Below are 22475 nucleotides of genomic sequence, written 5' to 3' on the forward strand. Positions count from 1 at the left end.
AACTCGGCGCACACCATGAATCAAAACCTCACTTCTGCCGACGCCGGCACCGCGTCGCCGCCCACCGTCGGCGAGATCTTTGGCGGCTTCCTCGGTCTCGGACTGATCTCTTTCGGCGGCGCGCTGCCACTAGCCCGGCGCGCGATCGTCGAGCGACGCCGCTGGCTCAGCGCCTCGGACTTTACCGATCTGCTCGGCCTGTGCCAGTTCCTGCCGGGCGGCAACGTGATCAACCTTTCGGTGGCGATCGGCATGCGCTTTCGTGGTCTGCCGGGCGCGCTGGCGGGTCTGCTTGGGTTGATTGCAGGGCCGTCGCTGGTCGTGATCGGCCTCGGTGTGTTGTACGAGCACACGCAGAACGATCCGCACATCCGTCATCTGTTCGCTGGACTCGCGGCCGCGGCTGCCGGGCTGCTGATCGCGATGGCGGTGAAGATCCTGCTGCCGCTATGGCGCAAACCGGCCGCGATCGCTATTGCCGCGCTAGGTTTCGTGGCGATCGCGCTGCTGCGTTTCCCGCTGCTGCCCACCATGCTGGTGCTTACGCCGCTGAGTATCTATCTCGCATCGAGGGCTGCACGATGAGCGGCACCCTGATTTCACTCGCCATCATTTTCAGTCAGTTGTCGCTGCTTGCCTTCGGCGGCGGCAATACGATCCTGCCGGAGATGCAGCGCCAGGTGGTAGACGTGCATCACTGGATGCCGGCCAGCGAGTTCAGCGCGCTCTTCGCGCTCGCGCAGGCCGCGCCCGGCCCGAACCTGATGGTCGTGACGCTGGTGGGATGGCATGTGGCCGGATGGGCGGGAATGCTGGTGACTTCGGTGGCGAAGTTCGGTCCGTCTTCGATTGTGACGATCCTCGCGCTCAAGGCTTGGGAGCGCTTCAAGGACCGCCCGTGGCGGCGCTATGCGCAAGCTGGGCTGGTGCCGGTGACGGCTGGGCTAGTGGCAGCGAGTGCAGCGCTGATCGCGCATGCGTCCGATACGACATTGATTGCGTGGGCAATTACCGCCGTATGCGCCGTGCTAGCGATCAAGACGCGCATCCATCCGTTGTGGCTGCTGGCCGCCGGCAGCCTGATCGGGCTGACCGGCCTCGGCCAGTTCTAGAGCAGGTTACTGTTACTGGAACGCCACCTCAGCAAAGCTGCGCAGCTTGCGGCTATGCAGGCGATGCAGACCGTTCATGCGCAACAGTTCCATCGCCTTGACGCCGATCTGCAGATGTTGATCCACCTGCGCCCGATAGAACTGGTCCGCCATGCCCGGCAGCTTCAGTTCGCCGTGCAAGGGCTTGTCCGAGACGCAAAGTAAGGTGCCGTAAGGCACGCGGAACCGGAAGCCATTCGCGGCAATCGTCGCGCTTTCCATATCCAGCGCAATCGCCCGACTTTGCGAGAGACGTTGCACCGGCTCGCGGTGATCGCGCAACTCCCAGTTGCGGTTGTCGACGCTCGCCACCGTGCCGGTGCGCATCACGCGCTTCAGTTCGACGCCGTCGAGCTGCGTCACCTGCGCAACCGCTCGCTCCAGCGCCACCTGCACTTCTGCGAGCGCAGGAATCGGCACCCACAGCGGCAGGTCATCGTCGAGCACGTGGTCTTCACGAACGTAGCCGTGCGCCAGCACGTAGTCGCCCAGACGCTGCGTGTTGCGCAAGCCAGCGCAGTGGCCAAGCATGACCCACGCGTGCGGGCGCAGTACGGCGATGTGATCGGTGATTGTCTTCGCGTTCGACGGACCCACGCCAATGTTGATCATCGTGATGCCGCTGCCGTCGGCGCGCTTCAGATGGTATGCCGGCATCTGCGGGAGACGCGGCGGCGCCGTGCCTTCGACGGCCTGCTCGCCGAGATTCTCGTTGTAGGTGATCACGTCGCCCGGCTCGACGAACGACGTGTACTCGCTGCGATATGCGCGCAGTTCTTCGTCGTCCGTATGTCCCATCATCGTGCGGCCGAGTTTGACGAACTCGTCGATGTAGAACTGGTAGTTCGTGTAGAGCACGTAGTTCTGGCAGTGCGTGGGCGAGGTCGCCGTGTAGTGCTTGAGCCGGTGCAGCGAGAAATCGACCCGCGCGGCCGTGAACAGCGCAAGCGGGTGCGGCTCGCCGGGTCCCGGCTCGTAGGTGCCGTTGACAATGCGATCGTCCAGAAACCGCAGATCCGGGGTATCGAAGACGTCGCGGATGCCGAGCAACCGCTCACGATCGAGATCACCTTCCAGGTGGATCCCTTCCGCAAAGGCGAAATGAACCGGAATGGGCTGATCCGACACACCCACTTCGATCTGCACGTGATGGTTTTTCGCCAGCAGGCGTAGCTGCTCCCGATAATAGTTGCCGAACAGGTCCGGCCGCGTCACGGTGGTTTCGAACACACCCGGGCCGGCCACGAAACCATAGGAACGGCGCGAATCGATATGCGTGTTGACATCGGTCGACACCCTGACAAACGGGTAACACGCGCGCACCCGGCGTTCGAACAGTTCATTACGCCGGTAACGCGCGAATGCGTCGCGCAGGAATGAGGTGTTCGCTTCGTAGATGGCGGACAGGTGGGTCACGGCATCCGCTGCGTCGTCGAAGGCCTCGGTCGGGAAGTCATTGGCGGGTGTCTGCACCGCGCGCTGATTGGTGTTGTTGTTCATCTTCGTTCGCCTCGAGTGATGAATCCACATTACCACGGAAACCTGACCGTTTGGTCATCCGGGGACGGACCAGCTAGCGTCTGCACGTTTGAGCGCATGCCGCGCACATGAAGCGCGAAAGCGGCGCAAAATAAGCCTGACGCTCCGTGTGGGCAAGGCTGGATTTGCTAGAATCGGGGCACCTTATTGGAGAATGACCATGAAGCCGCTCCTTCCCGTCGCCGTTGCTTTGGCGCTCGCCATCGGCAACACCGCGATGGCTGCCCAGTCCGCAGACGCACCGCCGCCCGCCAGCCCGCCCTTGTCCGCCAATGAACAGGCCGGGCTGCCTGACCTGGCCGCGATCAACCGTCCGGCCGCTGAGGTCAGCTCGAAGGTCGAAATCAACCAGCCGCGCCTGCCGAGTTTCTACGAAAAGAGCCCGAACGGCACTGAAATTACCGAATATCGCGACAAGGGCAAGCCGGTCGAAATCGACGTGCATTCGAACTTCGGCACGAGCTATCACATGGGTGCACCGCTCGACACGTCGCCTAGCGCAAACAACAGCGGCCATCCGAGCACGCGTCTGCCGTCCATGAGCCTGAGCTACTAATCGATCGTTTGAGTGCGACCCAGCAGCGGAGCGCGGGTGGCTCCGCTCGCATGCAGTGAATCGCCCGCGGCCCGGCGCCCGGGCCTTCAACCGGTTTGTCCCGCTTGCCGTGATTACCCATATCTTGCCGCACTGGCCGCACCGCGCCAGCCCGACCACCTGATCCGACGTTTCCCGCATGGCTGTCTTCACTGCTGTCACCGAACCCCAACTGGCTGAATGGATGCAACATTACGATCTCGGCGAAGTCGTCGAGTTTCGTGGCATTTCCTCGGGTATTGAAAACAGCAACTTCTTTCTGACGACGACGCGCGGCGAATACGTCCTCACGATTTTCGAAAAGCTGACGGCCGGGCAACTGCCGTTCTACCTCGACCTGATGCAGCATCTGGCGGCACACAAGGTGCCGGTACCGGACCCGATGCCGCGCGAAGACGGTGCCCTGTTCGGCACGCTGCACGGCAAGCCAGCCGCCATCGTGACCAAGCTTGAGGGTGGACCGGAACTGGCGCCAGGCGTCGAGCACTGCATCGAGGTCGGTCAGATGCTGGCGCGCATGCACCTCGCCGGGCGCGACTACCCGCGTCATCAGCCGAACCTGCGCAGCCTCTCGTGGTGGCAGGAAACCGTGCCCAGCGTGCTACCGTTCCTCACCGTCGAGCAGCGTGCGTTGCTCAGCGAAGAGCTGGCACACCAGCAGGGGTTTTTCGCCTCACCGGACTACGCCGCACTGCCCGAAGGTCCGTGCCACTGCGATCTGTTCCGCGACAACGTGCTGTTCGCCCACGCGGCGCCGGCCAGCGGGCATACCGTCCGCCTGGGCGGCTTCTTCGATTTTTATTTTGCCGGCTGCGACAAATGGCTGTTCGACGTGGCGGTAACCGTCAACGACTGGTGCATCGACCTGACGACCGGCAGGCTGGACGACGCGCGCGTCGAGGCAATGCTGCGCGCCTATCAGACGGTGCGGCCGTTTACCCCCGAAGAGAACCGCCACTGGGGTGACATGCTGCGCGCCGGGGCCTACCGCTTCTGGGTCTCGCGCCTGTATGATTTTCATATGCCGCGTGCGGCCGAACTGCTCAAGCCGCACGACCCGGGCCATTTCGAGCGCATTCTGCGCGAACGCCTTTCCGGCGTTGCACTTCCAGGCATCCATACCTCATGCAACTAATTGAAGTTCCCGCGAAGACCGGCTATGTATGGTTTCGGCAAGGTATCTGGCTGTTTCGCAAGAACCCGCTCGCCTTCCTGACCTTGTTCTTCGCGTATCTGCTGGTGATGACGCTGGTCGCGCAGATTCCTTACGTCGGCGGCGTGCTGCCGCTCGCGTTCATTCCAGGCGTCGCGGTCGGCTTTATGGCCGCCTGCCGCGACACCATCGCGGGCAAGCCGGTATTTCCCACCATTCTGATAGACGGATTTCGTTCGTACGGCTCGGTCGTCGCAAAGCGCCTGCTTCTGCTTGGGGTGCTGTACCTCGTCGCGATGGCACTCGTGCTGGCCGGCTCGGCGCTCGCCGATGACGGCATGCTGCTGAAGGTCATGCTGGGCACCACGACGATGGACCCGGAAACGATTGTCAACAGCAACATCACGATGGGCTTCCTTGCAGCACTGGTCTTCTATATTCCGGTGGCAATGCTGTTCTGGTTCGCGCCGATCCTCGCCGCGTGGCACGACGTGTCACCCGTCAAGGCGATGTTTTTCAGCATCGTCAGTTGCTGGCGCAACCGCGGCGCGTTTATCGTGTTTGGCGCGCTGTGGTTTGCGGTGGCCACGACCGTATCGTTTGGACTGACAGCACTCATGCAGGCTCTCGGCGCGGGAGACTTCGCGGTCGCCGCGTTGATGCCAGCCACGATCATCGTCACGACGATGCTCTACTGCTCCTTCTACGCAACCTATCGCGGATGTTTTGGGGTCCAAACGTCCGACACGCCTGATCTGCCTACTACGCCGGCTAGCTGAAGTTTTATCTTTATGCGCCGCGCCAGGTTGTCGTCCTTAGCCGGTCCGGTGCTGCGTGTGCGGCGGAATTACGTCACAATTGGTTTGCGCACAATCCATTCGTGCGCTTCCTTTTGACTGAGCCACATCATGACCCAACGCCCCGCCCTCCCACTTACGCTCGACGAGCAACTCTGCTTCGCGCTCTATTCAACCTCGCTCGCGATGACGAAGGCGTATAAGCCGTTGCTCGAAAAGCTCGGGCTGACCTATCCGCAGTACCTCGCCATGCTGGTGCTCTGGGAAAGCGACGATGTGACCGTGAAGGACATCGCGGCGCGGTTGAATCTCGATTCCGCCACCGTCACGCCGCTGTTGAAACGGCTCGAAGCGCAGGGTTATCTCGAGCGGACGCGCGGCATCGAAGACGAGCGGCTGGTTTATATCCGGCTCTCCAAGCAGGGCGCGGCGCTCAAACGCATGGCGCGAGACGTGCCGGCGGATATTTTCTGCGCTACACAACAGTCCCCAGAATTCCTCATCCAGTTGCGCGACGACCTGACACAGTTGCGTGGCACGCTCAACGACTATCTCGACCACTAACTCGCACGACCCGCACGACAACTATCATTGCCATTTGCAATTTCATTTGCACGCTAACGATTAGTGAGCTATCTTTGTAGCATGCCGGCTCGACGATGGTCAGCGCGAAGCACGGCAATCTTCCGACCCAAACCAAGGAGCAGCGAGATGAGCGTACTTTACAAAGCAACGGCAACCAGCACGGGTGGACGCGATGGCCGCGCGGTATCGTCGGATCAGGTTCTGGACGTCAAGCTGGCCGCGCCGCGTGAACTGGGCGGCAACGGCACGGTCGGCACGAATCCGGAGCAACTCTTCGCCGCCGGCTACTCGGCATGCTTTCTAAGCGCGATGAAGTTTGTCGCCGGCCAGCGCAAGCAGGCATTGCCCGCTGATACAACGGTCACGGCAGATGTCGGCGTGGGTCCGAACGAAAATGGCGGCTTTGCACTGGACATCGAACTGCGCGTCTCCCTGCCGGGTCTCGATGCTCAAGCGGCACGCGAACTGGTGGACGCAGCACATCAGGTCTGCCCATACTCGAACGCCACGCGCAATAATGTTGATGTGCGTTTGCAGGTTGCCTGACCTGAGACGGCGCGCCCATTCCATCAATCGATACTCATGACGCGCGTCCGACGCCTGAATACCGAATTCGACACTGGCCTCGTGTGGTTTCGCCGCGATCTTCGCAGCACGGACCAGGCCGCGCTTTACTACGCGCTGAAGCATTGCCGGCGGGTCTGGTGCGTGTTCGTATTCGACACGACGATCCTGCAGCCGATCGTCGAGACATGGCGTAGCCGTCGGCCAGATCATCTACCCGAGGACCGGCGCGTCGAATTCATTCTCGCCGCGCTGGAGGAACTCGATCACGCGCTGCGCCAGAATGGCGGCGGCCTGATCGTATTGCATGAGGATGCGCGCCATGCGATTCCCGCGCTGGCGGCGCAACTCGCGGTCGAAGCGGTCTTCACGAACCATGATTACGAACCCGCCGCGATCGAGCGTGACGAAGCCGTACGCGAACAGTTGGCCGAACAGGGTCGCGAGCTGATCACGTTCAAGGATCAGGTGATCTTCGAACGCGACGAGATTCTTACGGGACAGGGCAAGTCGTTCACGGTGTTCACGCCGTACAAGAATGCGTGGTTGAAGCAACTCAACGCTTTCGATCTCAAGCCGTATCCGGTCGAGACGTATTTAGCGAATCTGGCCGCTCCGCCGGCCGAGCTGGATCGCGGTCTGCCCACGCTCAAACAACTGGGCTTCGCGCCCAGCAACCTCGCCGAACTGAAGTTGCCTACCGGCATGAGCGGCGCCGGGCATCTGCTCGACGATTTCCTCACCCGGATCGCAGGTTACGGCGAGCGTCGCGATTTCCCGGCCGTAAAGGGCCCAAGTTATCTCTCGATGCATCTGCGTTTCGGTACTGTGTCGATCCGCACACTGGCACGGCTCGCACACGAGCTCTCGCTGCAGCCGGACGGACAAGGCGCGGCAACCTGGCTCTCGGAGCTAATCTGGCGGGATTTCTATTTCATGATCCTGTCGTATCACCCGAAGCTGGCGAGCGGGTCGGCATTCAAAGCCGAGTACGACAAGCTGCGCTGGGAAACCGGCCCACACGCCGACGCCGCGTTTGCGGCGTGGTGCGATGCGCGCACCGGTTACCCCCTGGTCGACGCAGCCATGCTGCAGTTGAACCAGACGGGCTACATGCACAACCGGCTGCGCATGGTGACGGCGAGTTTTTTGGTGAAGGATCTGGGAATTGACTGGCGCCTCGGCGAACGCTATTTCGCCGAGCAGTTGAACGACTTCGATTTTTCGGCCAATAACGGCGGCTGGCAATGGGCGGCGTCAACGGGCTGCGATGCGCAACCCTACTTTCGGATTTTCAACCCGGTGACCCAATCGGAGAAATTCGATCCGGAAGGACGCTTTATCAAGCGCTACCTTCCGCAATTGTCGAACGTGCCGCCGAAGTGGATTCACGCGCCTTGGCTGGCTGGCGTGGATCGTCTGGCGGACTTCGGAGTGACGCTTGGAAAAGACTACCCGGCGCCGATCATCGACCACGCCGAAGCGCGTGAACGGACCTTGGCTCGATTCGGCAAGTGACTCGCTCGAGCTATTCGCCCAATAGTAAGCACTCACATGCTCAAACCACAGCAACACCGGTCAGGCTATCTACAGCACTGCTTAGTGCTGGCCCATCCACGCCGGGTGACGCGTTGCCGCTTCACGGTCGAGCTTACGCATACGAAACTCGAGGTCATACAGGTCCGTAGCTTCAGCCAGATAAGCGTCGCTACGCTCTTTGGCCATCTGGTCAGCGGATTTCGTCAGGAACAGGAACAAGCGGGTCAAGAGATACATGGTGAACCTCGGACAGTGATCTAGGGTTAGTGCCTAGTGAATAACCCCCATTATAGGGAAAACCCTAGGTTATGCCAAGATATCTTTTCTGAGGTGTTGCTCTACTGCTGTCCGGTCTCGGCCCTTTCCCCGCTAAGCCCCGCCTGACGCGACTCGCACAGAAATACCCTCGATCTCCTGAGTCGCCGCCGCGCGTCGCTGATATTTGAAAAACTCCCAGATCAGCGCGCTCGCATCGGGTCCTTTGGACGAATGGAACGGCACTGCGTCGTCGCCGCCGCTCCAGGCGTGACCCAGAGCCTGAACGCGGCACATACGCACCACGCGCCGTCCGCCCCGGATGTAGTCGCGCGTCACGACGCCCGCTTTGCGCTCCTCTCGCTCTTCGCCCGCTATGAGCTTGCCCTCGGCATCCACCAACCCGTTCAGGCGCAGAAATTGGGCTGTCAACTGATCTGCATTGGCCGGCGCGACCACGTGATCCGCATCGCCATGAATGATGACGGCCGGCATACCGGGAAAACCCCGCGCATCGACAGCTTCGTCGATCAGCACGATCGGGTCGTGCCGCGTGCCGCGCCGCATGACGTCCATTGCTGCGATCCCGGAGCGGGCCTCGCCGAACGCCGGTCCAGAATGCATCGCAACCGCGGCAAACCGTTCGGGATAGTGCGTCGCGAGCAAGGCCGTCAACCCTGCTCCCGCCGACAACCCCGCCACATAGACGCGCTCGCCGTCGAAGCCATGTTCAGCGACCATTGCGTCGACCAACGACACCACGGCGCGCGCCTCGGCGCCGCCGGCAGTGTCGCTGGCGTCGTACCAGTGCCAGCAAAGATGCGCGTGAACATGCTTGGACTGCTCGGGGTACACCACCGCAAAGCCGAACCGGTCGGCGAGCAGGTTCATGCGAGTACCCTCGGCGAATTCGTCAATGGACTGCTTGCAGCCGTGCAGCATCACGACGAGCGGCAGCGGCGCGGACGCCGTTCCAGGCGGCATATACAAGCCATATTGCAGATGATTGACCAGACGCCCCGGCGCAGCCGGCGCCGAATGGAACGAGCGTGTCCACGATCCGCTCGCCCACGCGGCCGCCCGCGGTCGCACACGCGATTCGCGCGCGCCCGGCCGGGGCGTCTCGCGTTTGGCGGGCGTACGCAGTGTGGGCGCCGGTTTGACCGGTTTGAGCTTGGCGGACACTTTGCCCGTCGGCCGGGCCGGCCGCGCGGCGGTGCGCTTGACGTCGCGCGCATGTTTGGCCTGAATCGACATCAGACGCTTCAGACCGCCGAGCCAGATTTTCGTCAGACTTTTTGCCATCGGATGGTGACCTCGCAAAAAGGGACCGATACTGTTCTACAGAACCTCAGGTTCGAACCGCAGGTCGTTGTGCAATGCACAATAACACCGATTCCGATGCTGCGCCGAACGCCTGGAGCATCCCGATTTTCGGGCTCGCAGTCACGCAGTGCCTAGCTGTCCGCCGTGGTACGGCGCATTGCCAAGACTTTTTGCCCAGGGTTTCATACGTTAGCGGGACTAACCGGCATGTCGGCGCTTCCCGCCAAAAACCGCGCCACACGGCCGCCCTACAAACTCCGTCGGGCACTCCCGTCTATACTGACAGTCAGATAGATTGAACACGTAAACCCTGTCTTGATCCTTGTCGGCCAGACCGAAGGCTGGCGCGTTAAATAACCACGGTCCTGATTCTACGCGGCGCTTGCCGCGTTTCTTTCCATGCCTGACTTGTCCTATCACCTTTGGTATTTGATCACCGGCCTCGGCGGTCCCGCCCTGACGCTGCCGCTCGCCATTGCGATCGCACTGTGGCTGGCGCTCGGCTACTCGTGGCGCATGGCGGCGGGCTGGCTGTTGCTGCTGGGCATGGCAATCGGCGTGGTGACCGTCACCAAACTGGCTTTTCTCGGCTGGGGCGTCGGCGTGCGCGAACTGGATTTCACCGGCCTAAGCGGTCACGCCATGCTGTCCACCGCCGTATATCCGGTCGCTCTGTTCCTGATGCTGCTGCCCGCGCGGTCCAAGTTTCGGCTTGTGGGCGTGTTGTTCGGGCTGGCCGCGGGCATCGCGGTGGGGATGTCACGTGTGGTGCTGAGTGCGCACTCGCCCTCTGAGGCAATCACGGGCTGTATCGTCGGCGCGGTGACCGCGCTGCTGTTCGTGCGCTGGTCGTGGGATGCAGAACCGGGCAGGTTGTCCGCGGTGCCCGTCGCTGTCAGCCTCATGATGCTGACGGTCGGGCTGCACGGCGTCCATGTGCCGACACAGCGCTGGGTCACGCACATCGCCCTGAAAGTCTCCGGCCACGATCGGCCGTTCATTCGTGCGCGCTGGAAGGCGGGTCGCTACGACTCTCCGAGTGCCGCGCCGCTGTCGCAGACTCAAAACACGTTGGCGCCGCCGGTTATTTTGAACAACGGCAACGTATGACCGCGCGGCAGCGCTGCCCGTCCAGGCAGGGCCGCCAAACGGTTAGATCCTAGGTCGCGTACTGCCCAATCCCGTTACCGAACGACCAGTTTTCCTTCGGCACGTCGACGAGATTCACAAACACGTCTTCCGGCCTCACGCCCGGACTCTCCGCCAGAAGCTCGGCAATCCGCTTGTACAACGCCTTTTTCAGCTCGACCGTGCGCGTATTGTTCGCGGTGATCTGGATCAGCACGAGATCGTCGCTACGGTTGATGTCCAGGTAGTGCTTGCCATAAAAGAAGTTGTCCTCATCGTGCTCGGTGACGACCATGAACATGTCGTCCTCCGGCACATTGAACACCTCAATCAACGAACGCTGAATGCCTTGTGTAAGGGCCTTCCGGTAGGCCGCCGGCTTGCCGGCGCGGACTGCAATTCGGGTGAACGGCATGATGAAAACTCCTTTCGATGAAGATTGAGTACACAGCTTAGGCCGCATCAATCATAATTGACAGACATCATCCGCTATTTCATATATTTCCAATTGAAATGAAAGTACTCGATCTCGATGCGGTCCGCGCGTTCGTTCTGGTCGCAGATCTGCACAGCTTCACCCGCGCGGCGGATGCGCTCGATACCACGCAATCCGCCGTGAGCCTGAAGCTCAAGCGGCTGGAAGCCCATCTAGGCAAGCAGTTGGTGGAACGCACGCCACGCGTGGTGCGGCTGTCCGCGGATGGCCACGCATTTCTCGTGGCCGCGCGCGATCTGCTGAATGCACATGAACGGGCGCTCGGTTCGTTGTCGGTGGAACGGCGCAGGCTGGCGTTAGGCTTGAGCGAGCATGTCGCCGGCAGAGACTTGCCGGACTTGCTGGCAAAGCTCAACAGCTACGATCCGGGGCTGGTAATCGAACTGCATCTGGGCATGTCGGCGGCGCTGCTCGCGCAGTTTGACGAACGACGGCTCGACGCCGTGATCGTCCGCTACGAACCAGAGGATGCGCCGCGCGACGACGCGACGGTGCTGTTCAGTGAACCGCTGGGCTGGCTTGCGGCGCCGGAGTGGCTGTTGCGGGTCGGCGAGCCGCTGCCGCTGGCGCTGCTCACCGCGCCGTGCAATGTGCGCGCTGTGGCAATTCATTCGCTGGATGAGGCGGGCATCGCGTGGCGCGAGGCGTTTGTTGGCGGCGGGGTGGCTGCCGTCGGTGCAGCGGCAGCGGCCTGCCTGGCTGTGGCGCCGCTGGCGCGACGGGTGGCGCCGCGGGGATTGATCGACGTCGGCGCGAGGCTTGGCTTGCCGCCGTTGCCGGAATCACGCGTCACGCTGCATTCACGGCTGCGGGACACGCGCTCGGCGGAGACACTGAGGTTGTTGGCGGGTGGGTTGGGAAGCGGGGTTTAGAACGCTAAGTAAAAGTGCTAGCCACCAACGCCGACTCAGGCGCCAAAAAGCAAACCCACTCCAACCACACGAGCTCAGTGCAGGATCGGCGGTAGATTGCTGCTCTGGGCTACAGGCCTCGCCGTCGTATCAGCCATCGTGGTAACCGGCTGCGCAGGCGCCGGTCTCGACGCAACGCTCGCCATTGTGGACGCCGGTTGTGGAGAAGCTGGTTTTGCAGCAATTTTCTGCTGCTTGAGGTGCGTCGCCTTGGGATGCACCGCCGCCATCTGCACATGCCCGCTACCGGAACGAGCCGTCTTGACTGGCTTGTTCGATGCGCTCCTGGCGCCAGCCATCTTTACAGTCCCGGCGCGTGCAGACTTACCAGATACACCTGCAGCAGCGACCTTCACGTGGGGCGTCGTTTGACGCGCGAGGGGCGTCTTGGCTCCACGAGCCGCATGAACCGACGCCACCTTTTTCAGAGGCACAGCCCTCTTCCCCCTACCGCCCGCCGCGCCCTTAGCCGCAACCTTCCTGGCCGCCACAGGTTCAGCGTTACGCCCCTTGACCCGCTTCACCGGATGCGCAGCCTCAGGCGGATTCCACACCTCCGAATACTGGGCCGCCTGCGCCGTCACTGCACAACAGGCCACTGCCACCACCGCTACCGCCACTGCTCGCACCCACATCACCCGCTACTCCTCGTCATCTCGTTCGCTTGTTGGCGACGCGATTATACCCAATTATCCTTGCAATAATCCACATCTGGACTAATATTGATACAAAGTACAGATCAGGACCAGACCACATGCCTCACGCCGCCCGTCTCACCCCTGACGATCCGCCGCTACGCCGGCCCGTCACGGAACCCTCGCTGACCGAAATGTCGGCGGCAGGCCTGCGCGCCTTCTTCAAGATCGCGCGCGACTGGGATCTGAGCACGGAGGAACAGATCATCCTGCTCGGCTCGCCCGGACGCTCGACGTTCTTCAAATGGAAGGCCGAGCCGCAAACAGCACGGGTGGGGCGAGACACCGTCGAGCGGCTTTCGCTGCTGCTCGGCATTTACAAAGCGCTGCAGATCCTGTTGCCGCAACCCGCCGCAGCCGATGGGTGGATCAAGCGCCCCAACAGCGCGGCGCCGTTCGGCGGCCGCCGCGCGCTCGACCGGATGCTCGCCGGCAATATCAGCGACCTCGTCGCCGTGCGCCAATATCTCGATGCGATGCGAGGCGGCTGGGCGTGACAGAACTGTATTGGCAGGACCGCTGGCGCGTCGCGCCGCTCGACTGGTCGCCCGCGTATCGCGTCATTCCAACGCGCTTTCCCGCAGTGAATCTGTACGACCGGGTCGCCTCTCCCGAAGACTTCGACGCGCTTTATGCGCTCGAGGCGATGACCAACGACCGCTTACGCACCGAAGTCGGCGAGCTCGATCTGGTGCCGCGCGAGGAACGACGCTTCGGTCCAGGCTATGGGCCCATCATGGCCGCGTTCACGCATCTGAACCCGCTTGGCAGCCGCTTTTCGGACGGCAACTACGGCGTGTTCTACTGCGCCCGTTCACGCGCTACTGCGATCGCGGAGACGCGCTATCACACCGGTAAGTTCCTCGCGGCCACAACCGAGGCGCCGACGCGTCAGCAGATGCGTCTATACACGGTGATCGCGGGTGGCGAGGTGGCCGATCTGCGCAACGACGCGTCGCTAGATCCCGCGGTTTTGTCGCCGCACGACTACAGCGCCGGACAATCGCTAGGTCGAGTAATACGCGAGGCGGGGGCGCCGGGAATCGCCTATCCGTCCGTGCGCGATCCCGGCGGCGAATGTCTCGCGGCGTTCAGAACCGCGCTGTTGCGGGACTGTCATCACGCCGCCTATCTTGAATACAACTGGAACGGCAACGCCGTCGATATCGTGTTCGAACTGAATCAGGTGGGATAGGAGCGACCGCTGAAGCGGTTCGCTCAAGGCAACGCGAGTGCCGCGGCGCCTTCGACGCGCGCCGTCTCGACGGTCACCGACCAGCGCTCGATCTTGCGGGCCTCGACCAGGGTCAGCTTGCCGCCCGGCCCGAACGCGCCGGTGTCGATGAACACCTGAGCGCCGATCTGCTGAACTTCACGCATCGGCGTGTGGCCACAATAGGTGAGCGACAGACTGCGCTGCCGGCTCGGGTCGCCGTTGCCCATCGCGAGCCGGCGCCCCCACAGCATTTGCTGCCGTTCGTCGACGGAAAAGTCGGCGAGGTCAAGATCGGCGTCGGTGCCGAAGAATTCCGCATGCAGCACATTGAACCGCTCGCGGCCGGTGCCGACCACGCGTGCCAGCGGCAAACGCGACAAACGCTGCCCATAGTGACGCAGTTTCTCATCCGACAATTCCGCCGCCCAGGTGCCGCCAATGCCGTACCACCACTGCCGGCGCAAGCGCCCGTCGGCGACGGCACACAGTGTGTCTTCGTGATTACCGAGCACGGCATAGAACCAGGGCTTGTCGAGCAGCGCCAGCGCCTCCTCGGACTGGGTGCCGCGATCGATCAGATCGCCAACCGAAAACAGCCGGTCACGTGACGGATCGAACTCCACCTCGCGCAACAAATAGCGCAATGCATCGACACAACCGTGCAGATCGCCCACGACAAAGTCGCGGCCGGTGCGGTTGACGTCGTGATGCTCGACGGTAGGAACGATTGCTGGAGTCATGGGGACCATAATAGAACGCGAACGCAAAGCGCGTATGCGCGCTTTCTATCTTTTCCTAAACGGTTGCTGCACGACACACACTGCCGCGCTTTGCTTTTTGCCGATTGAACGATGCAACCCGGAAAAGCATGCCGGATTGCACCGCATTTTTCAGCCGTTAAGCGGTCATTGTTGCTGCGCCCGCAGCTTTGCCACCTGATCTACCGACAGCGTGGCTTGCGGGTTACCAAACTGTTTCGTCACATAGTTCGTGATCGCCGCGACCTGATCGTCGGTGAGTTCGCCGCCGAATGCCGGCATCAGCACATCGGACTGCTTCGTCGTACGGCTAACGCCGTGCAGGATCACCATCGCCAGATTCGCCGGATCGTTCGCGCCGGCCGTCGAGTTGTGAATCAGCGAAGGATACGCCCCAGGCGCGCTCGCGCCGGCGCCTTGCCCAGTCCAGTTGTGGCACGACGCGCAGTTGGCGACAAACAGTTGCGCGCCGTTCACGCCGGTAATCTCGGTGCCACGCAGCGCGGTCACGTCGCTGGCGGGCGTACCCAGTTGGTCGCGCGGATGCGTTTCGCCGCCGCTCACCGGTGCAACCGAACGCAGATACGTCACGATGGAGGTCAGATCCTCAGGCGTCAGATACTGCGTGCTGTCCTCGACGACCTGTCCCATCGGTCCCGCCGCGTTCGCCCTGCCTGGCACCACACCTGTCGACAGGTATTTGACCAGATCATCGTCGCTCCAGTTTCCGATGCCGCTATTTTTATCCGGCGTGATATTGAACGCGTGCCAGCCGGCCTGGGTCGCGCCGGAAAAGCGATCGGTCGACTTCAGCCCTTGCAGGATATTGCGCGGCGTATGGCACTCCTCACAGTGCGCGAGCCCCACCACCAGATACGCACCGCGATTCCATTCCGCGCTCTGCTTGGGATCGGGCACAAAGCGCCCTTCGGTGAAATTGAACAGATTCCAGAACACCATCAGCCAGCGCTGGTTGAACGGAAAGCGCATTTCGTTGCGCGGCGGCGCGTAATGGATCGGCGGCAGCGTGTTCAGATAGGCGCGAATCGCCTGCACGTCCTGCCCGGTGACCTTCGTGTATTCGGCGTAGGGGAACGCCGGATAGAGGCGCTCGCCACCTTTGCCGATGCCCTCATGCATCGCCCGCTGGAAATCGGCGTCGGTCCACTGGCCAATACCGGTGTCCGGGTCCGGTGTGATGTTCGGGGTGTAGATCGTGCCGAACGGTGTGGCAATCGGCAAACCGCCGGCAAACGGACGGCTTTTATCGGCCGTGTGACAGGCCACGCAATCGCCGGCACGCGCCAGGTATTCGCCGCGCTTCACCAGATCCAGATCGGAGGCTGCAGTCCCGCTCGGCGCTGCGTCCCCGACTGACGACGAGTCATCGGCCATCGCCTGGCTTATCGGCGATTCGTCGTCGCGGCGCACCGGCGGACCATAGGCGTTGTCCCATGCGAGATACATCGCGAACAGCGAGAAAGCAGCAGCAAGCGTGGCCATCCGGATACGGCGGCGGCGCACGCCCTGTGCGAGCAAACCGGCCGGCTGCACGCGAGACGTTTTGTTCGTCATTGTGGCTCTCCGGCTCGGTTCAGATTTCATGCTTGAGCTTGTCGGCCAGCTTGAGCGACAAGGCCGCAATCGTCAGCGTGCAGTTCACCGAGGCCGCCGTGGGCATGACACCGCTGCTCGCGATGAACAGATTCGAATGGTCATGCGTACGGCAATCCGCATCGACGACGGAATCCGCTGCGTCGTTGCCCATGATCGTGGTGCCCATGATGTGATTGTTCGGCGCGAAGGTGTCGTCGAACGAGACCTCGGTGCCGCCGAACAGCGCCGCGATCTGCGCATACAGTTCGTGCGTGTTCGCCGCGCTCTTCTTCACGTAGTCGTTGATCGAGTAGTAGATCTCCGGTTGCGGAATGCCAAGCGAATCCTTTTGATCCGCCGAGGGCATGATGCGGTTCTGCGGCTCGGCCAGATGTTCGTGGAAGCTATTGATGTTCAGCGTACGCGCCGCGCGGTCGCGAATCTGGCGGTCCAGTTCGGCGCCGGTCAAGCCTTTTTTGATCAGACCGGCGGTGACGGACATCGTCGGCACGCCGTTCGATAGATGCAGCTTCTTCGCCGCGTAGTCGGAGCGGAACGCACCGTCACGGAAATTCACCACCGAGGTCATTTCCATCGGCCCGCGTCCCGGCCACAGCGGCTCGTTGGCGAGGAAGGTCACGCCCGTACCCGGATGGTCCATCAGATTACGGCCCACCTGGTCGGAACTGTTGCCGATACCGTGCGGAAATTTATCGGAAGTCGACATCAGCATCAGTTTGGGTGTTTCGATGCCGTTCGCCGCGAGCACGAACAGCTTGCCGCTCACGCGCGTGCTGTTGCCGTTCGGATCCTTGTAGTGGACCGCGGTAATGAGTCCACTGTTGTCCGCTTCGACGCGATACACAACGGCTTCCGCGATCAGCTTCGCCCCTGCTTGCTCAGCCTTCTCCGCATGCACGACACCGTTATACATGGCGGCGATCGGGCAGATCGGCATGCAGTTGTTATTGCCGCAACAAGTGGGGCGAGCGTCGTAAGGCCGACTGTTGCGCGCCACCGGCTCGGGCACCACCTTGAAGCCTTGCGCGTTGAGGACGTCGCTAAAGCGCTGATCCATGTACGACAACGGCAACTGGCTCATCGGATACGGCTTCGAGCGGGGCGAGCCGAGATCGATCCTGCTGTCTGGACCCGATACGCCGAGCTGCAGTTCAGCGGCAGAGTACCAGGGCTCCAGCGTTTCATACGGATAAGGCCAGTCGCGGCCCACCCCATATAGCTTCTTCAACTGGAAGTCCGAAGGAAGCAAACGCCACGCGGCAGCCGCCCAGTGCCAGGTGGTGCCGCCCACCAGCCGCACATACTGCGAGTTGTACGGATACTCGCCTTTCTGGATCAGATAGTTGTTCGGCGGCGCGTACTCGGGATGCGGCGCGTACGGCGTGGAAGGATAAGGTGTCGCAAAGTCGTCCTTGACTGGCGAGTTACGGAAGTTCTCGACAATCTGCCAGCGCGGAATGCGCGGTCCTGCTTCGAGCACGATCACCGAGGCGCCAGCCAGCGCCATCTGATGCGCGACCAGACCACCCGCCACGCCCGAGCCGACTACAACGACGTCGGCGTAATTGGAATTTGCCATTGTTGCCCTCTGTTGCTGCTTGCTTATTTGTGCATGCCGCGGTCGCAGACGACGCGAGCCACGACACGTTCGAGAGGCATGCCGTGCTTCAAGCGCCGGAGGGCTTTTGCGTCCAGTAGAACGGCACGTCGCGGCAATAGGACGGAATCGTCAACACGTCCTTGACCGGATCGAACATCAATGCGCTTTCGTAGGCCACCACCTGAACATGCGGCATCTCGCCGACGAGGCCGAGATACCACGCGCGCATGATGGCGCTCACCGTCTTCGCGAGCACCGGTTGATCGGTCTGCAGCGCTTGCGTGACCGTGTCCGACGGCACGCCGCCATGGCCTTGCAGCCACGTATTGAGGGCGCCGACGTTCTGCGGGAACTGGTTGTCCGCGTGTACGAGCGCGTCGTAGACACGCTTGCCGAGGACCGGGTTAAAGCTGGTTCGAGCGGTTAAATGCTGGGACAGTGCAAGGAAAGCATCGAGTCCGCCGCTTGCGGGCGCGTCGGCAAAGGCGGAAGGAATGCCAAATGACGTCCCGAAGCGTCCGGTACTCGTGAACGCCAGCGCAGCAGCCGCGGCGCATGCGCCGAGCAGCCAGGTCCGGCGGCCGGCGGAACGGACATGCGTCACCCTTGGGTGCGCATAATTTTTATCGTTCTGGTGAACATCTGTCATGGCGGCTCCACAGATGATGAATCGATTTTCAACCGGCCAACATTGCAGGTAAAGACATGCCTGCCCTGCAAGTTGTTCCGGTCGCCCGCCCCAAACTTGGTCTGCGCCGCTTAAGCGGTCTCGTGTTGCAGCTGCTGCGATATGAAAAGAAATGACAAAGTGAAAGCCCGGCGCAAGGCCGCTGCGACAGACTATAGCTGCCTCGCGAGCATTCGACAATTGGCGCCCGAAGCTCAAGGTAGAATCGGCCACGCTCAATCCTGCTTGACACCACACATGCCAACGAATTTTTACCCACAGGTTCTACGCAACCGTCCACGCATGGTTGTCGCGCTTGGAATCGGCATCGTCGGCGCGCTGGCAGTGCCCGCGCACATGCGGCCGATGGTGCGCGTGCTGGCCGGCTGGGACCTCACGGTCTGGTTGTACCTTGTTCTCATCTGGCTTCATATGGCCAAGGCAGATGAGCACGACGTCCGCGAATTCGCGCAACGCGACGACGAAAATGCCGGCGTCGTCCTGTTCGTCATCTGTCTTGCGACGCTGGCGAGCATCGCGGCCATCGTCCTCGAACTGGCGTCCGCAAAAAACCTCGGCACCGCGTCGACGCTCGCGCACTACCTGCTCACGGGCCTGACCATGTTCGGCGCCTGGTTCCTGATCCCGACCATTTTCACGCTGCATTACGCGCGCCTCTACTACACGCCGGACGCACACGAGACCGCGTTGCTGTTCCCGGATGACAAGCTCGAACCGAACTACTGGGACTTCCTGTACTTCTCGTTCACCATTGCGGTGGCGTCGCAAACCTCGGATGTGGTTCTGCGATCGCGCACGATCCGGCGTGCCGCGCTGGCGCAATCGATCCTGTCGTTCTACTTCAACGTGGCCGTACTAGGCCTGTGCGTCAACATCGCGGCCGGGCTGCTCGGCTCGTAACGCAACTAGACTGGCGCACCCGGATGCGCCCATAATCAGATCAACCGGCATCGCAGATTGTCGACGATGCCGTTCCCGAAATCCGTTTCATGTAAAACCCGCTGGGCGCTCACCCGATTTACACGCCAGCCGCGGGCCAGACGATCTGCGGCGCCGATGCGCTCCCTGAGTACTCGCACTTCCCTCCGTTTTCGCGGCAGCTATCGCCGCTGGCACAGCGTTTGCTGCAGACTTTACATTTATCTGGTCCAGAACCGCGCGACTGGCGCATGCGCGTGCGTAGTGTTCGATACTGCCCGGCGGGCAAGCGATCTTTGCACTACATTGACCAGTACGCACGTTGAATTCACGCAGCGTGCAGTCTCCGGCTCTGGAAGCCCCAAACAGCGGTGTAATCGCATCCCGATGCATCTACATCGCGGCAGGACGAATCTGGAAACGACCGATGGAACCTTCACAAAGGTATGCGCCGCGGATCTATTTTCTCCACTCTCTCCTCGTCGGGCCGCTCGACGCGTGGCCAGCGCAATTTGCGCACGCCGCCGCGCTAGGCTTCGACCATGTGCTGATCGGCGCGCTGTTCCAGCCCGGACGGGCGGGACACGCGCAGATTGTCAGCGATCACCGTAAGTTGCACCCTGTCTTCGGAGCGCAGCAAGACGCGCCCGAAGCGCTGCGCGGCCTTACCGCCGCGGCGGACCAGCACGGCCTGAAAGTGCTGGCAGACGTCGTGATCGATCGCTTCGCGGCAGACAGCGCCCTCTTCTCCGAGCATCCCGACTGGTTTCATCCGTTCGAATCGGAAGAGGCGCGGCTCGATCCGCGCCACGCGCATCGCGAGGACAACGTTGCCTATGTGAACTTCGGCAACGAGGGCAGCACCGCTGCGCTGCTCGACTGGTGGACTCGCGAACTGGGCGCGCTCGCCGAAGCGGGCGTAGCCGGCTTTCGTTTCGATTCGCCGCACCGCGTGCCGGTTGCGTTTTGGCGCCAGCTTGGTGCAGCCGTGCGGGCGCAGTATCCGGAGATACGCTTTCTTGCCGCCACGCCGGGTCTCGCACGCGGCGATCTGCAGCCTCTCGATGACGCAGGCTTCGACAGCGTGTTTTCGTCAGTGCGCTGGTGGGACTTCCGCTCCAGCTGGATGACCGACGAGCACGCCTCGTTGATTCGCATCGGCGCACCCATCGCGTTTCCGGAAGCGCCCTATGGCACTCGCCTCGCCGCCGATCTCGACGACGTGCATGACGCCGCGATGCTGGAGCGCGCCTACCGCCGCGCGCTGTTCACCTCCGCATCGACCGGCACTGGCTGGCTGCTGCCGATGGGCTTCGAATACGGCGTCGCGACGCCGATGTCGTACACACGTGCCAATGCTGCGCAGTACGCCGAGCAGTGCAAGACAGCGCGCTTCGACCTGTCCGGGCCCATCAAGCATATCAACGAGGTGTTACATGGGTCCGAGCCCCTGCAGAGCGTCGGCGAACTGCGCGCCCTGAGCGGTCCGAGCGCGCCCGCAGCCGTGCTGTTGCGCGGCGATCACCTTGATCTGCGTGACAGTCAGCAGGCGATCCTGATCGTCATCAACCCGGACCTCGGCACGCCGTTGCGCGTCGATCCCGCGCGTTTCCTGGCCGGGGTGCCCGGCAATTTCACGCGCTTCGTCCCGCTCAATGCCCCCGCGAACACCAAACCCGCGACCCTCAGCCCCTTTACGCTCGGACCCGGCGCCTGCCGCCTGTTTAGCGCGCAAGCCGAAAAGCCCGTGCGGCTTGCCCCGCCCATCGACAAGGCGGGCAGCAAGCGCAGTGGTCGCAAATCGGTACAGGAAGCCATCGCTGCCCCGCGCGTGGCAATCGAAAGCGTGACGCCGTCGGTCGACAATGGCCGCTTCATCGTCAAGCGCACGGTGGGCGAGCGGGTCGAGGTGAAGGCTGCGATCTTCGCGGAAGGGCACGACAAGATTGCCGCCGCCGTGATGTGGCGCGCCGCCGACGAAACCGCCTGGCACGAAACACCGATGGTCCCCGCGCCACCGGCCGGCAATGACCTGTGGCATGCGCGCATCCCGCTCGAACGGGTGGGCCGCCACGAATTCACGGTGCTTGCATGGCGCGACGACTTCGCCTCGCTGGTCGAGCACGTGCAGAAGAAGCTGAAGGCCGGGCAGACGGTGGAGCTTGAGATCGCCGAAGCGGGCCATCTGTTCGCGCTGGTGCTGGCCGAAGTGGAAACGGTGGAAGGCGCGGTGACCGAACCGCTCGAACATATCGTCAAGGTCTTCACCAAGGCCGACCCGGACACCAAGCTTGCCCTGCTGCTCGCCCCGACCACCGCCAAAGCGATGGCCGCGGCTCGTCATCGCCCGTTCCAGACACGCGACCCGATCACGTACCGCATCGATGCCGAACGGACTGCAGCGCGCTTTGCAAGCTGGTACGAGATCTTCCCGCGTTCGATGAGCGACGACGAAACGCGGCACGGCACCTTCGCGGATGTCACGAAGAAACTGCCGCGCATCCGCGACATGGGTTTCGACGTGCTGTACTTCCCGCCGATCCATCCAATCGGCGTCGCGAACCGCAAAGGCCGCAACAACACGCTAACGGCCCAGGCGGGCGACGTTGGGAGCCCCTACGCGATCGGCGGGGCGGAAGGCGGCCACAGCGCGGTCCACCCGGAGCTGGGCACACTCGACGATTTCAAGCAGATGCTCACCGCCGCGCACGAGCAGGGTCTCGAGATCGCGCTCGACTTCGCAATCCAGTGCTCGCCGGATCACCCGTGGCTGAAGGAGCATCCCACCTGGTTCGCGTGGCGCCCCGACGGCACATTGAGGTATGCCGAGAATCCGCCGAAGAAGTACCAGGACATCGTCAACCCGGATTTCTATTCGCACGATGCCAAGCCCGACCTGTGGCTCGCATTGCGCGATGTGATCCTGTTCTGGATCGAAGCGGGC

22 protein-coding genes are annotated in these 22475 nt (G+C 62.4%); 14 read left to right on the forward strand and 8 right to left on the reverse strand.

Going from position 1 to position 22475, the window contains the following annotated elements; genetic code table 11:
- Nucleotides 1-15: 15 nt before the first annotated feature.
- Both M0954_RS21825 and M0954_RS21830 read left to right on the forward strand, forming a co-directional pair.
- Nucleotides 16-585, forward strand: coding sequence for a chromate transporter (locus M0954_RS21825; protein ID WP_297355450.1), 570 nt, complete (start codon nucleotides 16-18; stop codon nucleotides 583-585).
- On the forward strand, nucleotides 582-1112 hold the full coding sequence (locus M0954_RS21830) for a chromate transporter (RefSeq protein WP_122157662.1): 531 nt from the start codon (nucleotides 582-584) through the stop codon (nucleotides 1110-1112). Before M0954_RS21825 ends, M0954_RS21830 begins: the two co-directional genes overlap by 4 nt.
- A 12-nt stretch (nucleotides 1113-1124) precedes the next feature.
- Here the strand turns inward: M0954_RS21830 and M0954_RS21835 are convergent, their stop codons facing one another.
- Nucleotides 1125-2651, reverse strand: coding sequence for an AMP nucleosidase (locus M0954_RS21835; RefSeq protein WP_122157661.1), 1527 nt, complete (start codon nucleotides 2649-2651; stop codon nucleotides 1125-1127).
- A gap of 199 nt (nucleotides 2652-2850) precedes the next feature.
- Between M0954_RS21835 and M0954_RS21840 the strand changes: the two genes are divergently transcribed.
- The 6 genes from M0954_RS21840 (at nucleotide 2851) to M0954_RS21865 (ending at nucleotide 7902) form a co-directional block, all read left to right on the forward strand.
- A complete protein-coding gene (locus M0954_RS21840; RefSeq protein WP_123386873.1) occupies nucleotides 2851-3246 on the forward strand; it encodes a hypothetical protein in 396 nt (131 codons plus the stop codon).
- A gap of 178 nt (nucleotides 3247-3424) precedes the next feature.
- Nucleotides 3425-4420, forward strand: a complete 996-nt coding sequence (locus tag M0954_RS21845; RefSeq protein WP_122157659.1) for a homoserine kinase — start codon at nucleotides 3425-3427, stop codon at nucleotides 4418-4420.
- Nucleotides 4411-5217 carry a BPSS1780 family membrane protein gene (locus tag M0954_RS21850; protein ID WP_122157658.1) on the forward strand — a complete coding sequence of 269 codons (807 nt, stop codon included), beginning with the start codon at nucleotides 4411-4413 and terminating at the stop codon, nucleotides 5215-5217. Before M0954_RS21845 ends, M0954_RS21850 begins: the two co-directional genes overlap by 10 nt.
- A gap of 129 nt (nucleotides 5218-5346) precedes the next feature.
- Nucleotides 5347-5799 carry a MarR family winged helix-turn-helix transcriptional regulator gene (locus M0954_RS21855; protein WP_122157657.1) on the forward strand — a complete coding sequence of 151 codons (453 nt, stop codon included), beginning with the start codon at nucleotides 5347-5349 and terminating at the stop codon, nucleotides 5797-5799.
- Between the two features lie 147 nt (nucleotides 5800-5946).
- The gene (locus M0954_RS21860; RefSeq protein WP_122157656.1) at nucleotides 5947-6366 is read left to right on the forward strand and encodes an organic hydroperoxide resistance protein; all 420 of its coding nucleotides are present in this window, start codon (nucleotides 5947-5949) and stop codon (nucleotides 6364-6366) included.
- Between the two features lie 36 nt (nucleotides 6367-6402).
- Entirely contained in the window at nucleotides 6403-7902 is a 1500-nt protein-coding gene (locus M0954_RS21865) for a deoxyribodipyrimidine photo-lyase (protein ID WP_297355452.1), read from the forward strand.
- Nucleotides 7903-7983: 81 nt separating this feature from the next.
- On the opposite strand, the gene M0954_RS21870 is transcribed toward M0954_RS21865, so the two are convergent.
- Both M0954_RS21870 and M0954_RS21875 read right to left on the reverse strand, forming a co-directional pair.
- A complete protein-coding gene (locus tag M0954_RS21870; RefSeq protein ID WP_122157654.1) occupies nucleotides 7984-8160 on the reverse strand; it encodes a DUF3563 family protein in 177 nt (58 codons plus the stop codon).
- A gap of 132 nt (nucleotides 8161-8292) precedes the next feature.
- Nucleotides 8293-9483, reverse strand: coding sequence for a PHB depolymerase family esterase (locus tag M0954_RS21875; protein ID WP_297355454.1), 1191 nt, complete (start codon nucleotides 9481-9483; stop codon nucleotides 8293-8295).
- 420 nt (nucleotides 9484-9903) lie between these two features.
- Here M0954_RS21875 and M0954_RS21880 point away from each other — a divergent pair, with 420 nt between their 5' ends.
- Nucleotides 9904-10614 carry a phosphatase PAP2 family protein gene (locus tag M0954_RS21880; protein ID WP_297355456.1) on the forward strand — a complete coding sequence of 237 codons (711 nt, stop codon included), beginning with the start codon at nucleotides 9904-9906 and terminating at the stop codon, nucleotides 10612-10614.
- A 49-nt stretch (nucleotides 10615-10663) separates the two neighbouring features.
- On the opposite strand, the gene M0954_RS21885 is transcribed toward M0954_RS21880, so the two are convergent.
- Entirely contained in the window at nucleotides 10664-11047 is a 384-nt protein-coding gene (locus M0954_RS21885) for a tautomerase family protein (RefSeq protein WP_074266572.1), read from the reverse strand.
- A gap of 98 nt (nucleotides 11048-11145) precedes the next feature.
- Between M0954_RS21885 and M0954_RS21890 the strand changes: the two genes are divergently transcribed.
- From M0954_RS21890 to M0954_RS21900, 3 genes are all read left to right on the forward strand, one after another.
- The gene (locus M0954_RS21890; protein WP_122157651.1) at nucleotides 11146-12000 is read left to right on the forward strand and encodes a LysR substrate-binding domain-containing protein; all 855 of its coding nucleotides are present in this window, start codon (nucleotides 11146-11148) and stop codon (nucleotides 11998-12000) included.
- 868 nt (nucleotides 12001-12868) lie between these two features.
- Nucleotides 12869-13231 (forward strand): MbcA/ParS/Xre antitoxin family protein, encoded by a 363-nt coding sequence (locus tag M0954_RS21895; protein WP_122159409.1) that lies wholly within the window; start codon nucleotides 12869-12871, stop codon nucleotides 13229-13231.
- Nucleotides 13228-13929 (forward strand): RES family NAD+ phosphorylase, encoded by a 702-nt coding sequence (locus M0954_RS21900; RefSeq protein ID WP_297355458.1) that lies wholly within the window; start codon nucleotides 13228-13230, stop codon nucleotides 13927-13929. The genes M0954_RS21895 and M0954_RS21900 overlap by 4 nt, the downstream gene beginning before the upstream one ends.
- Nucleotides 13930-13952: 23 nt before the next feature.
- Here the strand turns inward: M0954_RS21900 and M0954_RS21905 are convergent, their stop codons facing one another.
- From M0954_RS21905 to M0954_RS21920, 4 genes are all read right to left on the reverse strand, one after another.
- Nucleotides 13953-14690: a metallophosphoesterase gene (locus tag M0954_RS21905; RefSeq protein ID WP_122157648.1), complete on the reverse strand. Its 738-nt coding sequence runs from the start codon at nucleotides 14688-14690 to the stop codon at nucleotides 13953-13955.
- A 165-nt stretch (nucleotides 14691-14855) separates the two neighbouring features.
- Entirely contained in the window at nucleotides 14856-16283 is a 1428-nt protein-coding gene (locus M0954_RS21910; RefSeq protein ID WP_122157647.1) for a c-type cytochrome, read from the reverse strand.
- Nucleotides 16284-16302: 19 nt separating this feature from the next.
- Nucleotides 16303-17904, reverse strand: coding sequence for a GMC family oxidoreductase (locus M0954_RS21915; protein ID WP_297355461.1), 1602 nt, complete (start codon nucleotides 17902-17904; stop codon nucleotides 16303-16305).
- 88 nt (nucleotides 17905-17992) lie between these two features.
- Complete coding sequence (locus M0954_RS21920) at nucleotides 17993-18574, reverse strand: sugar dehydrogenase complex small subunit (protein WP_122157645.1); 582 nt, start codon at nucleotides 18572-18574, stop codon at nucleotides 17993-17995.
- 276 nt (nucleotides 18575-18850) lie between these two features.
- Between M0954_RS21920 and M0954_RS21925 the strand changes: the two genes are divergently transcribed.
- Both M0954_RS21925 and M0954_RS21930 read left to right on the forward strand, forming a co-directional pair.
- The gene (locus tag M0954_RS21925; RefSeq protein ID WP_122157644.1) at nucleotides 18851-19513 is read left to right on the forward strand and encodes a DUF1345 domain-containing protein; all 663 of its coding nucleotides are present in this window, start codon (nucleotides 18851-18853) and stop codon (nucleotides 19511-19513) included.
- A gap of 445 nt (nucleotides 19514-19958) precedes the next feature.
- Nucleotides 19959-22475: maltotransferase domain-containing protein (locus tag M0954_RS21930; RefSeq protein WP_297355463.1), on the forward strand; the 2517-nt coding region annotated here is incomplete at its 3' end.

It is taken from the genome of Paraburkholderia sp., assembly GCF_026225065.1.
GTDB lineage: Bacteria > Pseudomonadota > Gammaproteobacteria > Burkholderiales > Burkholderiaceae > Paraburkholderia.

Coding starts and splice junctions, on each gene's coding strand:
- M0954_RS21825 (WP_297355450.1), top strand. CDS start 16: ATGAATCAAAACCTCACTTCTGCCGACGCCGGCACCGCGTCGCCGCCC.
- M0954_RS21830 (WP_122157662.1), top strand. CDS start 582: ATGAGCGGCACCCTGATTTCACTCGCCATCATTTTCAGTCAGTTGTCG.
- M0954_RS21835 (WP_122157661.1), bottom strand. CDS start 2,651: ATGAACAACAACACCAATCAGCGCGCGGTGCAGACACCCGCCAATGAC.
- M0954_RS21840 (WP_123386873.1), top strand. CDS start 2,851: ATGAAGCCGCTCCTTCCCGTCGCCGTTGCTTTGGCGCTCGCCATCGGC.
- M0954_RS21845 (WP_122157659.1), top strand. CDS start 3,425: ATGGCTGTCTTCACTGCTGTCACCGAACCCCAACTGGCTGAATGGATG.
- M0954_RS21850 (WP_122157658.1), top strand. CDS start 4,411: ATGCAACTAATTGAAGTTCCCGCGAAGACCGGCTATGTATGGTTTCGG.
- M0954_RS21855 (WP_122157657.1), top strand. CDS start 5,347: ATGACCCAACGCCCCGCCCTCCCACTTACGCTCGACGAGCAACTCTGC.
- M0954_RS21860 (WP_122157656.1), top strand. CDS start 5,947: ATGAGCGTACTTTACAAAGCAACGGCAACCAGCACGGGTGGACGCGAT.
- M0954_RS21865 (WP_297355452.1), top strand. CDS start 6,403: ATGACGCGCGTCCGACGCCTGAATACCGAATTCGACACTGGCCTCGTG.
- M0954_RS21870 (WP_122157654.1), bottom strand. CDS start 8,160: ATGTATCTCTTGACCCGCTTGTTCCTGTTCCTGACGAAATCCGCTGAC.
- M0954_RS21875 (WP_297355454.1), bottom strand. CDS start 9,483: ATGGCAAAAAGTCTGACGAAAATCTGGCTCGGCGGTCTGAAGCGTCTG.
- M0954_RS21880 (WP_297355456.1), top strand. CDS start 9,904: ATGCCTGACTTGTCCTATCACCTTTGGTATTTGATCACCGGCCTCGGC.
- M0954_RS21885 (WP_074266572.1), bottom strand. CDS start 11,047: ATGCCGTTCACCCGAATTGCAGTCCGCGCCGGCAAGCCGGCGGCCTAC.
- M0954_RS21890 (WP_122157651.1), top strand. CDS start 11,146: ATGAAAGTACTCGATCTCGATGCGGTCCGCGCGTTCGTTCTGGTCGCA.
- M0954_RS21895 (WP_122159409.1), top strand. CDS start 12,869: ATGTCGGCGGCAGGCCTGCGCGCCTTCTTCAAGATCGCGCGCGACTGG.
- M0954_RS21905 (WP_122157648.1), bottom strand. CDS start 14,690: ATGACTCCAGCAATCGTTCCTACCGTCGAGCATCACGACGTCAACCGC.
- M0954_RS21910 (WP_122157647.1), bottom strand. CDS start 16,283: ATGACGAACAAAACGTCTCGCGTGCAGCCGGCCGGTTTGCTCGCACAG.
- M0954_RS21915 (WP_297355461.1), bottom strand. CDS start 17,904: ATGGCAAATTCCAATTACGCCGACGTCGTTGTAGTCGGCTCGGGCGTG.
- M0954_RS21920 (WP_122157645.1), bottom strand. CDS start 18,574: ATGACAGATGTTCACCAGAACGATAAAAATTATGCGCACCCAAGGGTG.
- M0954_RS21925 (WP_122157644.1), top strand. CDS start 18,851: ATGCCAACGAATTTTTACCCACAGGTTCTACGCAACCGTCCACGCATG.